General features: G+C 48.0%; 16 protein-coding genes. 7 read left to right on the top strand and 9 right to left on the bottom strand.

The features are described 5' to 3' along the window. From K2I50_RS06830 to K2I50_RS06800, 7 genes are all read left to right on the top strand, one after another. Nucleotides 1-324 (top strand): imidazole glycerol phosphate synthase subunit HisH (locus K2I50_RS06830; RefSeq protein ID WP_367279093.1); only part of this gene is annotated, 324 nt, incomplete at its 5' end. 6 nt (nt 325-330) lie between these two features. Further along, entirely contained in the window at nt 331-1,062 is a 732-nt protein-coding gene (locus K2I50_RS06825; RefSeq protein WP_301025506.1) for a 1-(5-phosphoribosyl)-5-[(5-phosphoribosylamino)methylideneamino]imidazole-4-carboxamide isomerase, read from the top strand. After that, nucleotides 1,056-1,835, top strand: coding sequence for an imidazole glycerol phosphate synthase subunit HisF (gene hisF, locus K2I50_RS06820; RefSeq protein ID WP_301025505.1), 780 nt, complete (start codon nt 1,056-1,058; stop codon nt 1,833-1,835). Before K2I50_RS06825 ends, hisF begins: the two co-directional genes overlap by 7 nt. Then, a complete protein-coding gene (gene hisIE / locus K2I50_RS06815; protein WP_301025503.1) occupies nt 1,808-2,407 on the top strand; it encodes a bifunctional phosphoribosyl-AMP cyclohydrolase/phosphoribosyl-ATP diphosphatase HisIE in 600 nt (199 codons plus the stop codon). The genes hisF and hisIE overlap by 28 nt, the downstream gene beginning before the upstream one ends. Nucleotides 2,408-2,425: 18 nt before the next feature. Beyond that, nucleotides 2,426-3,097: a cell division ATP-binding protein FtsE gene (locus tag K2I50_RS06810; protein ID WP_301025501.1), complete on the top strand. Its 672-nt coding sequence runs from the start codon at nt 2,426-2,428 to the stop codon at nt 3,095-3,097. A 132-nt stretch (nt 3,098-3,229) separates the two neighbouring features. After that, complete coding sequence (locus tag K2I50_RS06805) at nt 3,230-4,666, top strand: alpha-amylase family glycosyl hydrolase (RefSeq protein ID WP_301025499.1); 1,437 nt, start codon at nt 3,230-3,232, stop codon at nt 4,664-4,666. 602 nt (nt 4,667-5,268) lie between these two features. Further along, nucleotides 5,269-6,669: a GDSL-type esterase/lipase family protein gene (locus K2I50_RS06800; RefSeq protein ID WP_301025498.1), complete on the top strand. Its 1,401-nt coding sequence runs from the start codon at nt 5,269-5,271 to the stop codon at nt 6,667-6,669. A 15-nt stretch (nt 6,670-6,684) separates the two neighbouring features. Here K2I50_RS06800 and K2I50_RS06795 read toward each other — a convergent pair whose 3' ends face one another. The 9 genes from K2I50_RS06795 to K2I50_RS06755 all read right to left on the bottom strand — a co-directional run. Continuing rightward, entirely contained in the window at nt 6,685-7,512 is an 828-nt protein-coding gene (locus K2I50_RS06795; protein ID WP_301025496.1) for a transporter substrate-binding domain-containing protein, read from the bottom strand. Nucleotides 7,513-7,570: 58 nt separating this feature from the next. Beyond that, on the bottom strand, nt 7,571-9,616 hold the full coding sequence (locus K2I50_RS06790; RefSeq protein WP_301025494.1) for a putative porin: 2,046 nt from the start codon (nt 9,614-9,616) through the stop codon (nt 7,571-7,573). Then, entirely contained in the window at nt 9,613-11,088 is a 1,476-nt protein-coding gene (locus K2I50_RS06785; protein WP_301025493.1) for a tetratricopeptide repeat protein, read from the bottom strand. The genes K2I50_RS06790 and K2I50_RS06785 overlap by 4 nt, the downstream gene beginning before the upstream one ends. Before the next feature lie 102 nt (nt 11,089-11,190). After that, nucleotides 11,191-12,900: a glutamine--tRNA ligase/YqeY domain fusion protein gene (locus tag K2I50_RS06780; RefSeq protein ID WP_301025491.1), complete on the bottom strand. Its 1,710-nt coding sequence runs from the start codon at nt 12,898-12,900 to the stop codon at nt 11,191-11,193. Nucleotides 12,901-13,039: 139 nt separating this feature from the next. Next, the gene (locus K2I50_RS06775; protein ID WP_301025489.1) at nt 13,040-13,624 is read right to left on the bottom strand and encodes an isochorismatase family protein; all 585 of its coding nucleotides are present in this window, start codon (nt 13,622-13,624) and stop codon (nt 13,040-13,042) included. Between the two features lie 224 nt (nt 13,625-13,848). Further along, complete coding sequence (locus K2I50_RS06770) at nt 13,849-15,156, bottom strand: TolC family protein (RefSeq protein ID WP_301025487.1); 1,308 nt, start codon at nt 15,154-15,156, stop codon at nt 13,849-13,851. 2 nt (nt 15,157-15,158) lie between these two features. After that, nucleotides 15,159-16,259: an efflux RND transporter periplasmic adaptor subunit gene (locus K2I50_RS06765; RefSeq protein WP_301025486.1), complete on the bottom strand. Its 1,101-nt coding sequence runs from the start codon at nt 16,257-16,259 to the stop codon at nt 15,159-15,161. Nucleotides 16,260-16,290: 31 nt separating this feature from the next. After that, entirely contained in the window at nt 16,291-17,544 is a 1,254-nt protein-coding gene (locus K2I50_RS06760; protein WP_301025484.1) for an ABC transporter permease, read from the bottom strand. A 25-nt stretch (nt 17,545-17,569) separates the two neighbouring features. Then, nucleotides 17,570-17,976 (bottom strand): ABC transporter permease (locus tag K2I50_RS06755; RefSeq protein WP_301025483.1); only part of this gene is annotated, 407 nt, incomplete at its 5' end.

The following is a 17,976-nucleotide window of genomic DNA, read 5'->3' as shown; positions in this document are numbered from 1 at the left end:
GATGTAGACTGCCTCGGAATATTTGATGCGGATGTACGACGTCTCGTATCCACTGAGCATGATTTCAAGATTCCTCACACCGGCTGGGACACAGTAACAGTTACAGCTCCCGACGGGCCCGTTCCGGATATGCTTGACGGTCGCTATTTCTATTATGTCCACAGCTATGCAGTGCCGGTCGGCCCCGATACCTCTGCAATAACAGAATACTGCGGTCCATGGAGTGCCGCAATGCATCGCGACAACTTCTATGCCGTACAGTTCCATCCCGAAAAGAGCGGGCCCGACGGCAGTTCCCTGCTATCCCACTTCCTTAACCTTTGATTGCCTATGATTGAGATTATTCCTGCCATAGATATTATCGGGGGCAAATGTGTCAGACTGACACGTGGCGAATACACGACCTCAAAAGTATACTCCGACGATCCTGTCGATATGGCAAAGCGTTTTGCCGATGCCGGTTGCCGCCGTCTGCATCTTGTAGATCTCGACGGCGCAAAAAGCAACCATATTGTCAACCACCGGACACTGGAGCAGGTAGCTTCCCGTACACCGCTTATTGTTGATTTCGGCGGAGGACTGAAGAGCGACGACGACCTGCGTATAGCCTTCGAAAGCGGAGCATCCATGGTGACCGGCGGCAGTATCGCCGTACGCCGGCCTGAAACATTTCTCCGCTGGCTTGACACTTATGGTTCCGACCGCATAATATTAGGCGCCGATGCCCGCGGAGGTAAAATCGCCGCCGAAGGATGGACGGCAACGTCCGACCGCGACATCGTACCGTTTATTGAGGGATATGCCGCCCATGGCATACGACGTGTCATATCTACAGAAATAAGTGTCGACGGAACACTTGAGGGACCGGCCGTCAGTCTATACCGACGCATACTTGACATATTGCCTGATTTATGGCTTGTAGCAAGTGGTGGTGTCGGATCGATATCCGATATAGCTGCGCTTGACACTGCTGCCGTGCCGGCCGTCATAGTAGGCAAAGCCATATATGAAGGGCGTATCTCACTATCCGACATATCACGCTTCAATCTATCGTCATGTTAGCAAAAAGAATAATCCCGTGTCTTGACGTCAAGGACGGAAAGACAGTGAAGGGCATCAACTTCGTCAACTTCCGCGATGCAGGAGACCCGGTGGTTCTCGGACAGCAATATAGCGAACAGGGCGCAGACGAACTGGTGTATCTTGATATTACAGCCTCCCATGAGGGACGAGGTACATTCATCGAACTTGTAAGACGTGTTGCCGAAAATGTAAATATCCCCTTTACTGTAGGCGGCGGCATAAGCGCTGTCGACGATGTGGCCCGACTGCTGGATGCCGGAGCTGACAAAGTATCTGTCAACTCTGCGGCATTGCGCAATCCGGAGCTTATCGACGGCATTGCGTCGCGGTTCGGATGTCAGGTGTGCGTTACGGCAATCGATGCCCGTTTCGACGATGGAGAATGGCGGTGCTATCTCAATGGTGGCCGTAAGCCGACAGAACGCACACTTTTTGAATGGGCACATGAAGCCCAGGAACGTGGCGCAGGCGAAATTCTGTTTACTTCCATGGATCATGACGGAGTAAAGCAAGGGTTCGCATGCGAAGCGTTGGCCGAACTTACATCAAAACTCACAATTCCTGTAATAGCATCAGGAGGCGCAGGAAATATGAATCACTTTGTCGACGTATTCTCCTCAGGACATGCTGATGCAGCTCTTGCTGCAAGCATTTTTCATTTTGGAGAAATATCCATTCCCGAATTAAAAAATTATCTTTCTCAAAACAATATTCCCGTAAGACTATGTCAGAACTCAACTACGATAAATTAGGCGGCCTGATTCCCGCAATAATCCAGGATGACGCTACAAAAAATGTACTCATGCTTGGATTTATGAACGAAGAAGCCTACTGCAAAACTCTTGAAACAGGTAAAGTAACGTTCTTCAGCCGCACAAAAAACAGATTGTGGACAAAAGGTGAGGAGAGCGGCAATTTCCTCAATGTAGTAAGCATCGAAGAAGACTGTGACCACGATACTCTTCTCATCAGAGTTAAGCCGGTAGGTCCGGTATGTCATAAAGGTACCGATACATGCTTCGGCACCAGCAATACCATGGGAATAGAATTCCTACGCTATCTTCAGGACTTCATTGACCGTCGTCATAACGAGATGCCGGAGGGTTCATACACAACATCTCTTTTCAAAAAAGGGATTAACCGCATGGCACAGAAAGTCGGAGAGGAAGCGGTAGAGACTGTCATCGAAGCCACAAACGGCACCATCGACGGACTCGTATACGAGGCTTCCGACCTCATATACCATCTGATTGTACTTCTTACTTCCAAAGGTCTGCGTATCGAGGATTTGGCAGCCGAACTGCAAAAGCGCCACAAAGAATAACCGGCCGTCATAATGCCTATGGAAGATTCAGTATTAGTCTCCTATAAAGGGGTAGAACTCCACCGCAAAGAACTGATTGTCCTTAAGGACATAAATATTGAGGTAAAGGACGGAGAATTCCTTTATATACTCTGTAAAGTCGGCAGCGGCAAGAGTAGCCTCATGAAATCCATGTATGCCGATATTCCTATTATTAAAGGTGACGCAGATGTGCTTGGATATGACCTGACTGCGATAAAACGCAAGGATATACCGATGCTTCGACGCGAAATCGGAATAGTGTTCCAGGATTTCCAGCTACTCACCGACCGCTCGGTCTACAACAATCTTTTATTTGTACTTCAGGCTACCGGCTGGAAGATTAAAGCAGACATGGATGAGCGTATCGAACAGGTATTGAAAGAAGTCGGTATGCTCAACAAGAGCTACAAGATGCCTCACGAATTATCCGGAGGAGAGCAACAACGTATAGTTATTGCCCGTGCGCTTCTTAACAAGCCGCGGCTCATTCTTGCCGACGAGCCTACCGGAAACCTGGATCCCGCCACAGGCGAACAGATTGTAGCCTTTCTGCATCAAATTGCCGAGGAGGGTACAGCAGTGATAATGGCGACACATAATCTCGCTCTGGTAGAGCAGTTCCCTGCCCGACTCCTGCGTTGCCATGACAAACGCATAACATCCTTCTGAAGATACTTACTACTGATTTTCATAGCCTCTCATATACGTACATATGAGAGGCCTTCATCCTTTCATTAACTGGTAGTAATTGATATTTCAAAAGACATATAGTATTCTAAAGATAAATTTAACCAAATTATTATGATGAAAAACTTTCTATTGTTCCCGGCATTAGGGATAATGATTGCCGGCAGTGTTATAGGATGCAAGCCTGAAACAAACGAAGTGCCCACATGCGATGGGACTATTCTTCATGCATGGTCATGGTCATTCGACACTATTGCCGCAAACATGAAAACTATTGCCGATGCCGGGTTCGACTATGTTCAGACCTCTCCGGCCAATACATGTTTCATTGGCGAGCAGGGCGGTATGGCCTTATTCAGCGAAGAAGGCGATTCCGTAAAAGGCAAATGGTACTATTACTATCAGCCTATCGATTGGAAAATCGGCAATCATCTGCTGGGCACACGCCGGCAGTTTAAAGCCATGTGTGACAGTGCCGCCAAATATGGCGTAAAAGTGATAGTCGATGTACTTCCCAATCATACCGCGGTAGATCACAGTGCCGTTACAGCCGCGCTTGACAGTGCTGCCGGAGGCCACGACAAACTTTTTCATGCCAACGGATTCAACAATATCCATCAGTGGAACGACAGATATGAATGTACAACAGGGATGATGGGCGGTCTTCCCGATGTCAATACTGAAAATCCAGGATTCCAGCACTACTACCTGCAATATGTCAACGACCTGCTCGCCTGTGGAGCCAGAGGTTTCCGCTACGATACGGCCAAACATATCGGTCTCCCGGATGACCCCCGCGACTCACTCTCTGAACGCAACAATTTCTGGGATATCGCCACCGGACGTGAAAGTGTGCAGGGACTCTCTTTAGCACTGCCTGCCGACAGTCTGTTCATATACGGAGAAGTGCTTCAGGACAAAAATGTGCGCGAAGCTGATTATGCAGAGTATATGGGAGTGACAGCAAGCAACTACGGCCACGCTCTCCGACATGTTCTCTCCGAAGGCAACTACTTTGCCGACTCACTCACGCAATGGATGAATCCCGCGCCGGCTTCCAAACTTGTGACATGGGTAGAGTCGCACGATACATATGCCAACGAGCACGAATCGGCCGATCTTGAGGACGCACAGATTCGCCAGGGATATGTATTTCTGGCTGCCCGTCAATATGGCACTCCGCTCTTCTTCAGCCGCCCGATGGGCTCTACACGCCAGAATTATTGGGGGAACAATCGCATCGGAGCCCGTGGCAACGATGAGTTCTTCAATCCTGAAGTTGTTGCCGCCAACCAATTCCGCCATACAATGCATGGCCAGCCTGAACAGATATCAGCCTCAGACAATGGTGCGGTAATCGCAGTAGAGCGCGGTAATAAAGGAATCGTGCTGATAAATATCTCTGATGAACCTCAGCAGATGGAACTTGCCACAACTCTGGGCAAAGGAACATATACCGACAATGTGCATGGCTTAGGCTTTAATGTGGACAACGGTCATATTTCCGGAACCATCCCCCCTATGTCATCATGCATTATCTACAGCAATTAACAATAATATCGTATGATTCCAAGCTCATGACTTCAAAACTATCACATCACATTTGAGCACAAAATCATAGCAAAATGCCAGCAAGCAGCCCTATCAGACCACTCATAGGGCTGCTTCTCGTATCATAAGGTCAGCACAACCCGTGATTTAACATTTTTTAGCCGCTTAATAATTTTTACTTTATCCCCATTAATATTAACTTTTCACAATAATACCTTGCATTCATTATTAAATTTAAGCGGTAACGCCCCCGATTACCCTATATATCGCCAAAATATGTTATTAAACATATACCAGAGGCCATTGATAGTACAAAACAAATTATTACCTTTGCAATGCAAGAGGGAAATAAACCTCCCGATTGAAAAAATCTTCTTAGCTAACTAAGAAATCTGACATCCACGAAACAACACCAACAAAAAAGGTAAACAGAATACTTTTTCATACGTAACTTTCCAATAAAGACAGAATAGATATTCAACAAGCAACAAGCGAGAAATAAGGGTGCCGTGAGGTAGTCTTATTTTTTTGTACCTATTTGTGCAAACATTTGTCGGATTTATCCATTACAATTATCTTTGCAATAACTAAAGTTATCATAAATGAAACGATTATTAATATTATTGGCGACAACAGTCGCGTCATTTGCAAATATTGCATTATCCGCCGAATGGCATGGAACCAAAAGCAAGTGGCACGGTGCCGACAGATATGATTTCACAGTTGCCGGCCGTAGTGCAATAATGGTAGTTCCCGACAATCCGCTCCCCGGCAATCCATGGATATGGAGACCTGCATTTTTCGACGCCTTCCCATCGATTGATATTGCTCTGTTGGACCAGGGGTATCACATAGCCTATTATAATGTGACCGACGAATGGGCACGCCCGTCATCGATTCGTGCCGGTAAAGAGTTTTATGACTTTGCCGTGGAACACGGCCTTATGGATAAGGTAGTGATGGAGGGCTTGAGTCGTGGCGCGTATTACTCACTACGCTTCGCTCAGACATATCCCGAACATATCGGAGCCTTACTGCTTGACAATCCACTTGTCGATATCAATGAATTGAGGCGCAACAATGATTTGTGGAATGATGTCACCGCCAAGTGGAGACAGGACTCTTTGCCGATACCCGGATTAGCAGAAAACGCCGCGTGCAATCTTTCGATACTCGTCGACCACAAAATCCCGGTAGTGATACTATCGGGAGGCTCTGATACAATAGTCCCTTATGAGCGCAATGGGAAACTAATCAAAGACGCATACCGCCGCTGGAATATACCCGTAAAATCAATCGTCAGGCCGCATTCCGGCCATCATCCACATGGCATCGACAATCCATATCCGATAGCGGAATATATTTCTGAATGCCTCTATGGAAAGCTCTATAGCCGCCCCATGAGAGTGGCCTGCATCGGTGACAGTATGACAGAAGGTGTAGGCACCGACGACTTTGCGACACAAAGTTATCCGGCACAACTCCAGGCCCTCCTTGGCCCGGAATACGAAGTCGGCAATTTCGGAGTCAGCTGTGCTACAATGCTTCGGAAAGGGACGGATGCAGGAAGGCCATTCGGCTATTCTACTCTTCCGGCCATGCATAATGTAATCGACTTCAACCCCGACATAATCATAATAGCTCTCGGAGTAAACGATTGCAAATCGTACAATTGGGAAAAACTCAACCAGGAATTCACAGCAGACTATCAGTCCCTTATTGATACACTCAATATGCTCCCGTCACTGCCTGAAATATATCTTGTAGTGGAACCGTATGTGCAGATAACACCTCAGACGCTCTCCTGGGGATTTGAGGACAAAGGATACTATGAACAAATGCGCGAACACATCAATACGGTCGCTATAGCCAACCGCATGAATATAATATCTCTGACAGATGTATTCAAAGGGGAAGAAGCATACGTATACGCACCCAACGATCACCCCAACCCACGCGGAGCCATGCTTATGGCGAAAGCCATAAAAGCCTCTCTGCCATAGGTCCTAAGAGAGTGTCTAAAAAGCACCATAGCGCTTAAGCAGATGTTCGTAATCAGGAGTGTCCTTATATGATTTAATCCACGAGTCAAGAGAATCGGCAAGAGCAGAGTATCGCCTTGACGCAATCCATGACTGGAACTGATTGAACGAAACTTCGGTGACTACATCAAGCTGAGGATAATCCTTAGCTATCTCCTGAGCCACCCTCCGGCTGATTACGGCTCCCTGAATCTCGCCGAGAGCAGTCATTATCGCGAGCTGTTCCGGACCGTAATCGCCATCCGACTTCACATATATCGTATCGCCTATCTCTCGGCCAAGACTTCTGATACGGCTTTCTACCGAAGAGCCGGCTGCAATCCATATTGTGTCTCCTCCGAGCTCAAGCGGATTGCGCACCGCACCATGCCCTTTCACAGAATCACGCAACTGCACGAGCACCTGTCGATCCACCACTACCGGCTCCAAAAAACGATAACGTCCGCGGAATTCGGCCGTCATCGGAAGATCGGCTACAAGAAGGTCGACTATGCTGTCATGAATAAGCGGCAGGCTCTTCTCTAATGATGCGACAGGATGAAACTTCACCACCAGTCCATGACGCGAAGCGATATCGCGCAACATATCGTAGTGCAATCCGCCAAGAGTATCACCGTATGTATAACATACAAGCGGTGTATATTCGATAGCGACATCAATCGTATCACCGCCTGAAGAGCGTATATCCCAACTGCCATGATTGCTGTCGGCAGCACAACGTCGCAGTCCGTACATACCGAGCAGCACAAACAGCATCAATGTCGCATAAAGTATTCCATTCCCCTTCTTAGGTATCAGCTCCATGACAATACATTTTTATCCAAGGGACCTACTATAGTGTAAAAACAATCCGTGTCGTGGATTAGTTGGGGAAGTCAACCGACAATCCCATCTGGAAACGGCGTGGATTAATCGGATAATGAGGTAGCGAAAAGTAGTTGTCGCCCATCATACCCTGGTTTACATGGCTCATCATCACATAGAAACGCACCTTCGACAACTTCATGTTGGCAAATGCATTCATCAGAGGATAGCCACCGACATCCACCGTGCGCTGATTGTAAAAAGTCATAGTAGCCGGCTGATAGTCGATTGATTTATATTTAGTATAGTAATCACAATCAACTCCAAGCTGCACATGAAGCACACCTGCTACCTTGAAGTTCAGCGACAGATTGGAATACACTGCAAGTTTAGGCAAAGGTATCACAGCCTCGTCCGATGAAGTCTGAAGCGTCACACGGTTCTGCCAGACAAGAGGTCCAAACTTAAAATTCTGGTGAAGAGACGCACTCACTACCTGTACACTTCCTCCGGCCTGAACCGGAAGGCAATCTGGGCCGAAGTATATAAGATTCTGCACATTCTCTACTCCAGCATCTATATAAGTGCGTGTATGAGGTATGTTGAGGATTCCCCCTAAACGCAACGACCGTGTCTTACCGAAATCATTCTCCCAGATAAAATGGTTGGAAACATAATGATTCATCAGATATGGAGCCGCAACATTTCGAAAACGCCCATATCCGGTAATGCTTACCGAGTCTCCGAAAAGCGGGAACCTGGTATTGACACGCCCGTCAATCTCAAGGTCGCCTACCACAGGTCCGATAAGTCCGAACCTAGCTGTCGCGTCATACGTAAGAATCGACCCGCGCTGTTTGGTCAACTGTCCGCCGACCCATAAGAGATTCTCATTATGGCTTGCGGGAACCTTACCTACCGGATAAGGTGACAAGCCCGCTGGAAGCGGAATCACACGGTCAAGCGTATCGGTAGTCTGCTTGTAATAGCGTATCTGGTGGGTAATAAATGCAGAGAGTCCGAATTTGGCAAACTTATTGAACTCCTCAAGGAGCTGTACACCGAGCGTGTTTGACAGAGACCAATAGCTCGTGCGATCATTGGACTCTTCAGGATAAAGATATGTATTTTTCCAGAATTCAGTATCGGAAGCCTGGGTATCACGGAAAGTATGCCGACCTTTCTGATAGTCTAAAGTCCATACGAAACGCGTCACAGGCACATATGTGCTTACTGTCGTAGTGTCGTCAACCTCTTCCTCCTTCCAGAAACCGACATTATATGTATTGTTGAGATATAGTTGCGCGCCGCTCACACGATTGAATGCACCAGTAAGATTCGTAGGTATTGCCTTGGGCTGAATCGAGGCCTGCCCTCCCTGAAGTTGAGCAGGGTCGGTGATATATAAATCGTCGGTTATACCTCCGTTTTCCATGTTGAGCATATTCCAATGGTTGAAAAAGCCCTGGAACTCATACCTGTCACCTATATACGAACCGGAAAATCCCCAGTTGAGATGTTTTGTCGCCTGATAGTCGTAACAACCCTTTGAGTAAAGGTAATCAATCATGGCACCGACTTGACCACGGGCATCGACATTGCCTGAGAATATCCCGTGCAAACGGTCTTGTGCATTTTCCTTACCTCCAGCATTATTGTATGACAGAAGGGTCATCGGGATACGCGTATTATAGAATTTCATGCCTGATAGCGACGGCTTCCAGTACCTCAAGGCATCAGCAAAGAAAAAATCGCTCATAGGCTCGCGCTCAAAGTACAGTAAGGTACGCCCCGGCGCACCGAAGTTACCGGTCGTGCCATACGCATCAGTCACCATTGAAGGGACAAATCTCTGTGCATAATTGACATAGAGAGTATCAATAGTGGAGGGCTCGCGCAATCCAAGCGGAGGCAGGATTTTCCATGCATAAGGTTCGGCCGTGACTTCATCAGCCGGAGTAGTCTCAGGCTCCGGCTGAGCATCTTCTGACGGAACACGCTTCGGAATATGTGACGGAGCGTCGGGCCTGAGGGGAGTCTGGGCATAGACACCGCTACCTGCAGCCAGTGTCACAAGAAATAATATTGATGCTTTTATATTCATTCAAGCACAGTATCATTGCCGGATGTCTTACCATCCTCGGCAGGGGTGATAAATGGGTCAACGGGGTCAATGTCGACCTGATTGTCGCCAAGAAGAATATCATGCATCGAACGTATGATACTCTGAGCCCCGATAAGCTGCATCCTCTGTTCCAGAGAATCTACGACATTCACATTGACTGAAAGCAAATAGCCTGCCATGTTTCGTGCCACACCATGCTGTCCGGAGCGCACAAGCGCCAGTATCAGCAACAGATATGCCATGAAAGATATATTGGTGCTCTGGGGATTATCTATCTTAAGCAGATATTCTCTATAAAGCTGAGCTATCTCCCCTACTCTTTTCTGACGGTAAAGCGACTCAATCAGGACATTCCAGTCGTCCGACACGCCCTTTACATACAGCCATGTAAGAAGAATATCAGCAGCAGGCTGCCATTGCCCTCTTTCATAAAATCCACGAGCCCAAGCAGTCCACTCATCGCTATTCATGCCTGAGTTGGGCAAATATTGCCGCAGTACACGAAGATTGCGCAAAGAGTCGCCAAGTTTAAGTATATGCTCTACGGCTTCGCGCTCCGCAGGATGTCCTGCAAGATATTGCTCAAGCAGACTTGCCGACTCTTCCTCACTTCCATCTATCGCAAGCATGGCAGCAAGAGTGAAAAGCGAAGGAGTATATTCGCCGTCTCGAGCCACAACTTCACGCATCAGTCTGTAGGCCTCCTGAGTATCCTTCTTCATATCGAATAGAATCTGGGCCTTTGTAGTGAGTATTGGTGCAGAATCCGGCTTAAGAGCTACAGCATATTCGATAGAGCCGAGAGCATTTTCATAATCGTCGACATTCAGATACTCCTGCGAGAGCATGTGCCAGTATGTAGGGTTGAATGGCTCCAAGCCGGTGAGCTCGTCGAGCAGTTTTATTGCGAAATGATAGTCACCCTGTTCTTCTACCTCCTGGGCAAGTTCATACAGGAATGTATCCTTATACATGCATCTCTGCTGTATAAGGTCCTTGTGCTCTTTAAGCCAGTCAAGCAACCCGAGTTCGGAGAACGTTGTCACAAGCTGTATAATGGTCTCGTCATCGTAGTCGCCATAGCGGTTAAGGATATCCGACATAGCGTCGGCTGCATCCTGACCTACAGGTCTTTTCACACGCAACACAAGCAAATCCCACAGTGCTCCTGTATTCCGGTGGCCATCTGCGATGGATATTGCCGAGTCGCTCATCGACAGATTTTCAAGCAGGAAATATGCTCGTCGCTGCATCAGTTCGTCGCTGTCGGGAAAATATCTCACAGCGGCAAAAATGACCTGCAACTGCACTGCCTCGTCATAATTGTCGTTGGCGTAGTCGTAAATATCCACAAGGTCGTTTTCATCAAAGTTCGACGGAATCTCACCCGTCGAAGCCGCCTCGCGAAACTTCCTGTAGAGATTTTCTCTGCGTTTCTGCTCCTGATCCATGAAACAAGGGGGATAAATGGTTATCGTGACAGCACACAATATCATATTGTGTGCTGTCACGCTATAGACTATATACCGTATATAACGGAATCAGAGATACAATTATTTCTTCTGAATCTTCTCCCAGGTGTCTTTGAGCTGTATTGTACGGTTGAATACCGGATGTGCTACAGTCGCATCGGGATCAAGAGTGAAGTAACCGATACGCTGGAACTGATAGTGGCCGCCAACCTTTGCATTCTCGGCGAGGAACGGTTCTATCTTTATTCCATCGACTACTTTCAGCGAATCGGGGTTAAGCATCTCGCGGAAGTCGCGGTCCTTCTCCTCGGCCGGATTCTCGACAGAGAAAAGACGGTCGTAGAGACGGGCCTCGGCGTCAATGGCATGTGCGGCCGATACCCAGTGGAGTGTACCCTTCACTTTGCGCATGCTGCCGGGGAGTCCGCTACGGGTGTCGGGATCGTATGTACAGTGGATTTCGGTGATATTGCCGTCAGCATCCTTTACCACATCCTCACACTTTATAATATAGGCACCTTTCAGACGTACTTCGCCGCCGGGAGCCAAACGGAAGAACTTCTTGGGAGGATTCTCCATGAAGTCGTCGCGTTCGATATATATTTCCCGAGAAAATGGCATCTTATGTGTGCCGGCTGTGCTGTCCTCCGGATTGTTCTCCATCTCTACAGTCTCGGTCTGACCTTCGGGGTAGTTGGTAATAACCACCTTCACCGGATTCATCACGGCCATCACACGTGTGGCAACACGGTTGAGGTCGTCGCGCACCGCATGCTCAAGCAAGGATATGCTGTTGAGAGCCTCAACTTTTGTGTATCCGATAAGATTAACAAAATTACGTACTGACTGAGGAGTATAACCACGACGGCGCATAGCCGATATAGTAGGCATACGAGGGTCATCCCATCCTGCCACAAGACCTTCCTTCACAAGCTGAAGCAGCTTGCGCTTGCTCATTACCGTATATGTGAGATTGAGGCGGTTGAATTCAATCTGACGGGGGCAGTAGCTGTCATCGGCAAGTTCCTTTACAAAATATTCATATAGCGGACGGTGAGGCACAAACTCCAAAGTACATATCGAGTGGGTCACACCTTCGAAATAATCGCTTTGTCCGTGAGCGAAGTCATACATGGGATAAACATTCCATGTAGTGCCTGTGCGATGATGCGGAGTCTTGATTATGCGGTACATAATCGGGTCGCGGAAGTGCATATTGTCCGATGCCATGTCAATCTTGGCGCGCAACACATAGGTGCCTTCGTCAAATTCGCCGGCATTCATGCGATGAAACAAATCGAGACTCTCCTCTACAGGACGGTCACGATAAGGACTGTTTTCTCCGGGCTGAGTAGGAGTACCTTTCTGTCGGGCAATTTCTTCAGAAGTCTGATGGTCGACATATGCCTTGCCCTCCTTTATCATCCGTACCGCAAGATCATAGAGCTGGGGGAAATAATCACTCGCATAGTATTCGCGGTCGCCCCAGTCGAAACCGAGCCAATGGATGTCTTCGCGTATGGCGTCGACATATTCCGTATCTTCTTTTGTTGGATTGGTATCGTCAAAACGCAGGTTGCATGTGCCGCCGAATTTCTCGGCAACACCAAAGTCCATGCATATTGCTTTGGCATGGCCTATATGTAGATAACCGTTAGGCTCCGGCGGGAAACGTGTGTTAAGACGTCCTCCATTCTTGCCGGCGGCAAGGTCATCAGCGACAAGCTGCTCCACAAAGTTGAGACCGCTTTTGCTCTCCTCGTCATTGATTGTTTCAATAATTTCTGACATAGCAATATATTATATTTTCCCACAAAGGTAACAATATTATATGAATCCGCCAACACTCTTATGTGCGGTCTCAGACGGGAGGCACAATATAGAAATATCTGCAACGGAATATCAGTCGTGAATCCGCTGTAGACCACAATCATATGTCAGCATCAGTGTCGCATGACAAGCCATACGCTGAGATTACAGAGTGCAATACGTCGCCTCCATCAATCGATGGCGAAAAAGCTGAGAGGACATTAATCCGCGAATTCTTTATCAGTTCCACGCCATCGCGTATGGTATCCGACACACATACATCACCGGCGAGTCCACAGATGTCAATTCTCTTGATATCGTACGATTCAATGATATGAAGTATCCTCTCTGCTGCTACTGAGTTTTTGAAGATTGAATACTCCTCACGCCCGGCATCCTTGCCTTTGTGAAGAATGACAACCTTGTCGGAATTATCAAGCAATTCAGTCATTACCGGAGGCCATATTGCAGCACCCACGGAGTCTGCGATACAATGACGTGGCCATTCGCCTCCGTCGGGCTTAAATGAACAGTGGCGCATGGGGTGGCAATCGGCTGTCACTATAATGAAGGCATAATCAATGTTATGAGTGCGGATATACCCGGCAAGAGCGTTCATTGCACGCTCTGCTCCAGGCACAGGCAGCGCACCTGTGATAAAATCAATCTGCGGGTCAATTATAAGCAGGAGTTTATGCGCGGACATTTCCGCTTGAGATATATTCATTGTCTAAGAGAATGTTTACGAGGAGATTTCAACTTTTGCGACTTACTCAGCAAATATAATTCAAACACAAGAACCGCACAATATCATAATGCATCAAAAAATCCCACAGAGCCAATATCTATATCATTTCACCCTATAAAAAAAATATTGCGAGACCGGCCAATCTGAAGCCGTCTCGCAACATTTACAAAGTATGATATTAATCAACGTAAGGAGGGAGTGGTAAGGAAATCGAGGATACGCGTGCGAAGTATCAGTTCATAGCGAGCCTGAATAGCCTGGGTTGTGGCAGTCAAGGCTTTTGACTTCGCTTGTTCATAATCGGTAGGAGTAGCTCGACCGACATTATATTTTTCCTGCATAGCCTCAAAAGCCTTATTGGCTGCATCGCGTGCAGTTTCGCCTGCTGCAAGGCGCGCCCTGGCACCGTCAGCCTGATAATATGCCTGCTGCACCTGCCGCATAAGCTCCTGCTCGGCCTGGTCAAGCTGTAGCTCGGCATTAACTTTCTGTACTTTGGCACGATTCACCTGATTACGCGTCTGTAATCCGTCGAATATCGGAATTGACAACGAGAACCCCATTGAAGTGGCATAATTGTTTTTCATCTGACGCCCAAACGGCTCATTACTGAATCCACTTACAGTGTAATAGCTCGACCCGACACCAACATTGAACGACAGTCGAGGAATATAGCCGGTCTTTGCGACATCAATTCCACGCTCTGCGGCCGTTATATTCGCACGTGCAGCAGATATGGTGTGACTGCGTCCTACAGCCCGTGCATAAAGTTCGGCGAGTGGAGCCATTGGCATAGCCGGCAGATTGGTATCAATCGGCTCTATATCGAAGCCTTCGATATCATCTATATACAGAAGCTGCGCAAGGTCAACCAAAGCAAGACGGGTATCATTGGCGGCAGTCGCCACCGACATACGGTCCTGTGCCAGCTGTGACTCAGCCTCAAGCATGTCAATTTCGGGGATTTTGCCTGCTTCGAGCAACGCTTTGCGGCGTGTAAGCTCATATGATGACAGGGCTTCCTGATGCAGAGCCTCCTGATGGAGTTCTTTCTGATAAAGCACCTGGAGATAACCGGCAATAACGTTGAGGGTAACATTGTCACGGATTGCCTCAAGCTGTTGCAGAGACGCTGCAAGTGAAGCCTTGGCATATGCTACCTGACGCGGTGTGTTAAGGCCATCGAACAATGGAAGCGAGAGATTCACGCCCCACTGTGTGTTGGACGTATTGCGGTCGGCATAAGTATTGTCGGATGTAAGTCCACGCCCGATATTCCATCCTTGCGATACCTGAGCGCCAAGTGTTGGCAGATACCCCGATTTTGCCGACGATACTTCAACATTGCCCTGGCGCACCTCGACAATACGTTGCCTCACCTGAAGTGAATGCTCTACGGCGTAACTGATACAGGAGTCAAGACTCCACGGTGATGCGACTGCCGAGCTCACGGCCATGAACATCGATATGGTAAAAAGAGATTTTTTCATAATCATTTTCCTGAAATTTCACTGCCGCGCAAACGGTCGTCAGCGTTAATTCCACCCTTAACCTGAATGTTGATACCATCGGAAAGACCGGTAGATATGGCTTTGCGCTCAAATTTATGTTCAGGCACTGTATCTGTAAGAACGTACACATAAGCAGAGTCGCCACCCCACTCTACCACCGACTCCGGAAGTGTCATAACCGAATCGGCACGAGCCAGTGTAATTGTAGCGTTTGCACTATATCCGGCACGGAGATTCACAGAATCGGGCACCTCAATGGCCGCTTTAATCTCAAACGTGTTGGAGCCGTTCTCTTCGGTTGACTTAGGTGCAATATATTCGATTACAGCCGCAGGCATAATATCGGGAAGAGCACCGATGGATATGGTGGTCGACATTCCGGTTCTCAGCAGCCCGACCTCAGTTTCATCTACTTTACCGCGGAATATAAGATTGCGCATATCGGCAACCTTTGCCACAGTCGTACCATCGTTCATTGTATTGGCCTGAATGACAGATGTGCCGACTTTTACGGGCACCTCAAGCACCTGTCCGTCAATGGTGGCACGCACAAGAGTGTTAGACTCAGTAGCGTTGTATGAACTGACACCCTCACGGACAATACGGAGCGCATCTTCCGCGGCATCAAGTTCCTGTACGGCTTTCTTATATTCAGTCTCCGACTGTTCGTACTCTTCCCGGGCAACAAACTTGCGTTCATAAAGACCGCGTGTCCGATCAAATACCTGACGCGCCTGGTCAAGCACAATTTTCGCCGTTGAAACCCTTGACTGTGCTGCCGAAAGCTGCGACTCCTCAGGAATCACCTTAATACGGGCTATTACATCTCCGGCACGAACCATGTCTCCGGCCTCGACATTGATTTCGGCGATGATGCCTGATATCTGAGGCTTGATTTCAATCTCATCGCGCGGCTCAATCTTTCCGGTGAGCACAGTCGCCCGACTGATATTACCTGTAGACGGGCTAACAAGCTCATAGTTCACAGATTTTTCACGAGAGTTAATAAAAAGATAGACGAATGTGCCTACAAACAGCAAGGCTACTATTGTCCAAATGATGATACGTGAGGCTTTCCTCATTGCAGTACTTTAATTTTATTATTGATTGCTATTAATTGTCATTCAATGCCTCAATCGGCTTTATTCGCATAGCCTTTACTGCCGGAATAATACCGGCGCCCATGCCAAGCACAAGGAATACTCCAAGTATGGCGAACGCTGTGGAAAACGCCAGTTGGAAACCCACTTCCGAGCCGTCGGGACCGGCGGTAAGTCTTCCGGCGACAGCGAGTATGAGCACCGCAAAACATATTCCACCCACACCGGCAACAGTAGTCAGCACTACTGCCTCGGAAAGAATCTGCGCTATTATATCGCGAGGACGAGCGCCGATGGCACGCCGTATGCCAATCTCCTGTGTACGCTCCTTTACGATAATCCACATGATATTTCCCACTCCGATTATACCGGCGAGAAGAGAGCCGAAGCCTACGAAAATCGCAAGAAGATCTATTCCGCTGAATAGCCCGTCGACCTGTTCGAAATTTTCAGAGATATCCCAGTAAGGAACAGCTTCGTCATCTTCAGGCGATATTGTGTGGCGGCTCTGGAGAATACGCTTTATGCGACCGCGCAATTTGCCCGGCGTGCATCCATCACGAACGGTGAATGCGACATAATATACCTTTTCTCCGAGATTGTAATTCTGCCGCATTACAGCGAGCGGAAGCATAAGCATTTCTTCCATATTGCCGCCGATATTGATATTGTCGTTACGAGGACGTACCACGCCAACTACATGATAATATATATTATTGGCCTGTACGTATTTGCCTATGGGCGACTCAGTGCCAAACAGTTCGCTTGCCACCCTGGCTCCGATAAGGCAATTTTTACGTAACTGCATCTCGTCGCTTTCATTGAGCAGACGTCCCTCTATGAGCAGAGGTTCCATCACTTGATAATAATCCGGAGTAAACCCGAGAATATTGCCGTTGACGTAACTTTTATCACGATAGGACACAGCACCGCCTGCCTGTACGATACCACTAATGGCGTCAATTTCCGGGACTCCGACACGCAATGCATCCACATCGCCTTGCGTGAGACTCCATTCACGTCCTTTCTGGTATCCTTTGTATGCCCGGGTTGTATTGCTTGAGAATATAAATGCGGAATTTGTGGCAAAACCGTCGAAATTGCGCATCATCAGACCTCTGACGCCCTGCGCACCACCCATAAGCATGGCAAGCATGGCCGTGCCCCAGAATATACCGAATGCGGTAAGGAATGTGCGTGTCTTATTGCGAGAGAGCGTGGCTGTAATCTCGCGCCAGTTGTCTATATCGAAAATTGGATTTTTCATTGACTCTAATGATTGGTTTGAGATGCTATTCGGTACGCAATGCTTCCACAGGTCGTATCTTCAACGCACGCATTGCAGGGAAAAGTCCGGCAAAAGCTCCGGCCACGACAAGCAGAGCCGTGACCTGAAACGCCAGCCCGACATCTACCCGTGGATCCTTTATAAACTCGACATCAGCAAAAGAGTAAGCCATTATCTCTCCGGCGACTGTACCAAGCAATATACCGACATAGCCGAAAAGTGTGGTAATCACGACTCCTTCCAGTATAATCTGTGTGAGAATATAGCGCGGGCGAGCTCCGATAGCACGGCGTATACCAATCTCATGAGTACGCTCGCGCACACTTACAAACATAATGTTGCTCACACCGACTATACCCGTAATGAGAGTCAGCAGCCCAATAATCCACATTACCCAGTTGAGCACGTTCA

Source organism: Muribaculum sp. (assembly GCF_029051885.1).
Taxonomy (GTDB): Bacteria; Bacteroidota; Bacteroidia; order Bacteroidales; family Muribaculaceae; genus Muribaculum.
This window is presented reverse-complemented; position numbering and strand designations above follow the sequence as displayed.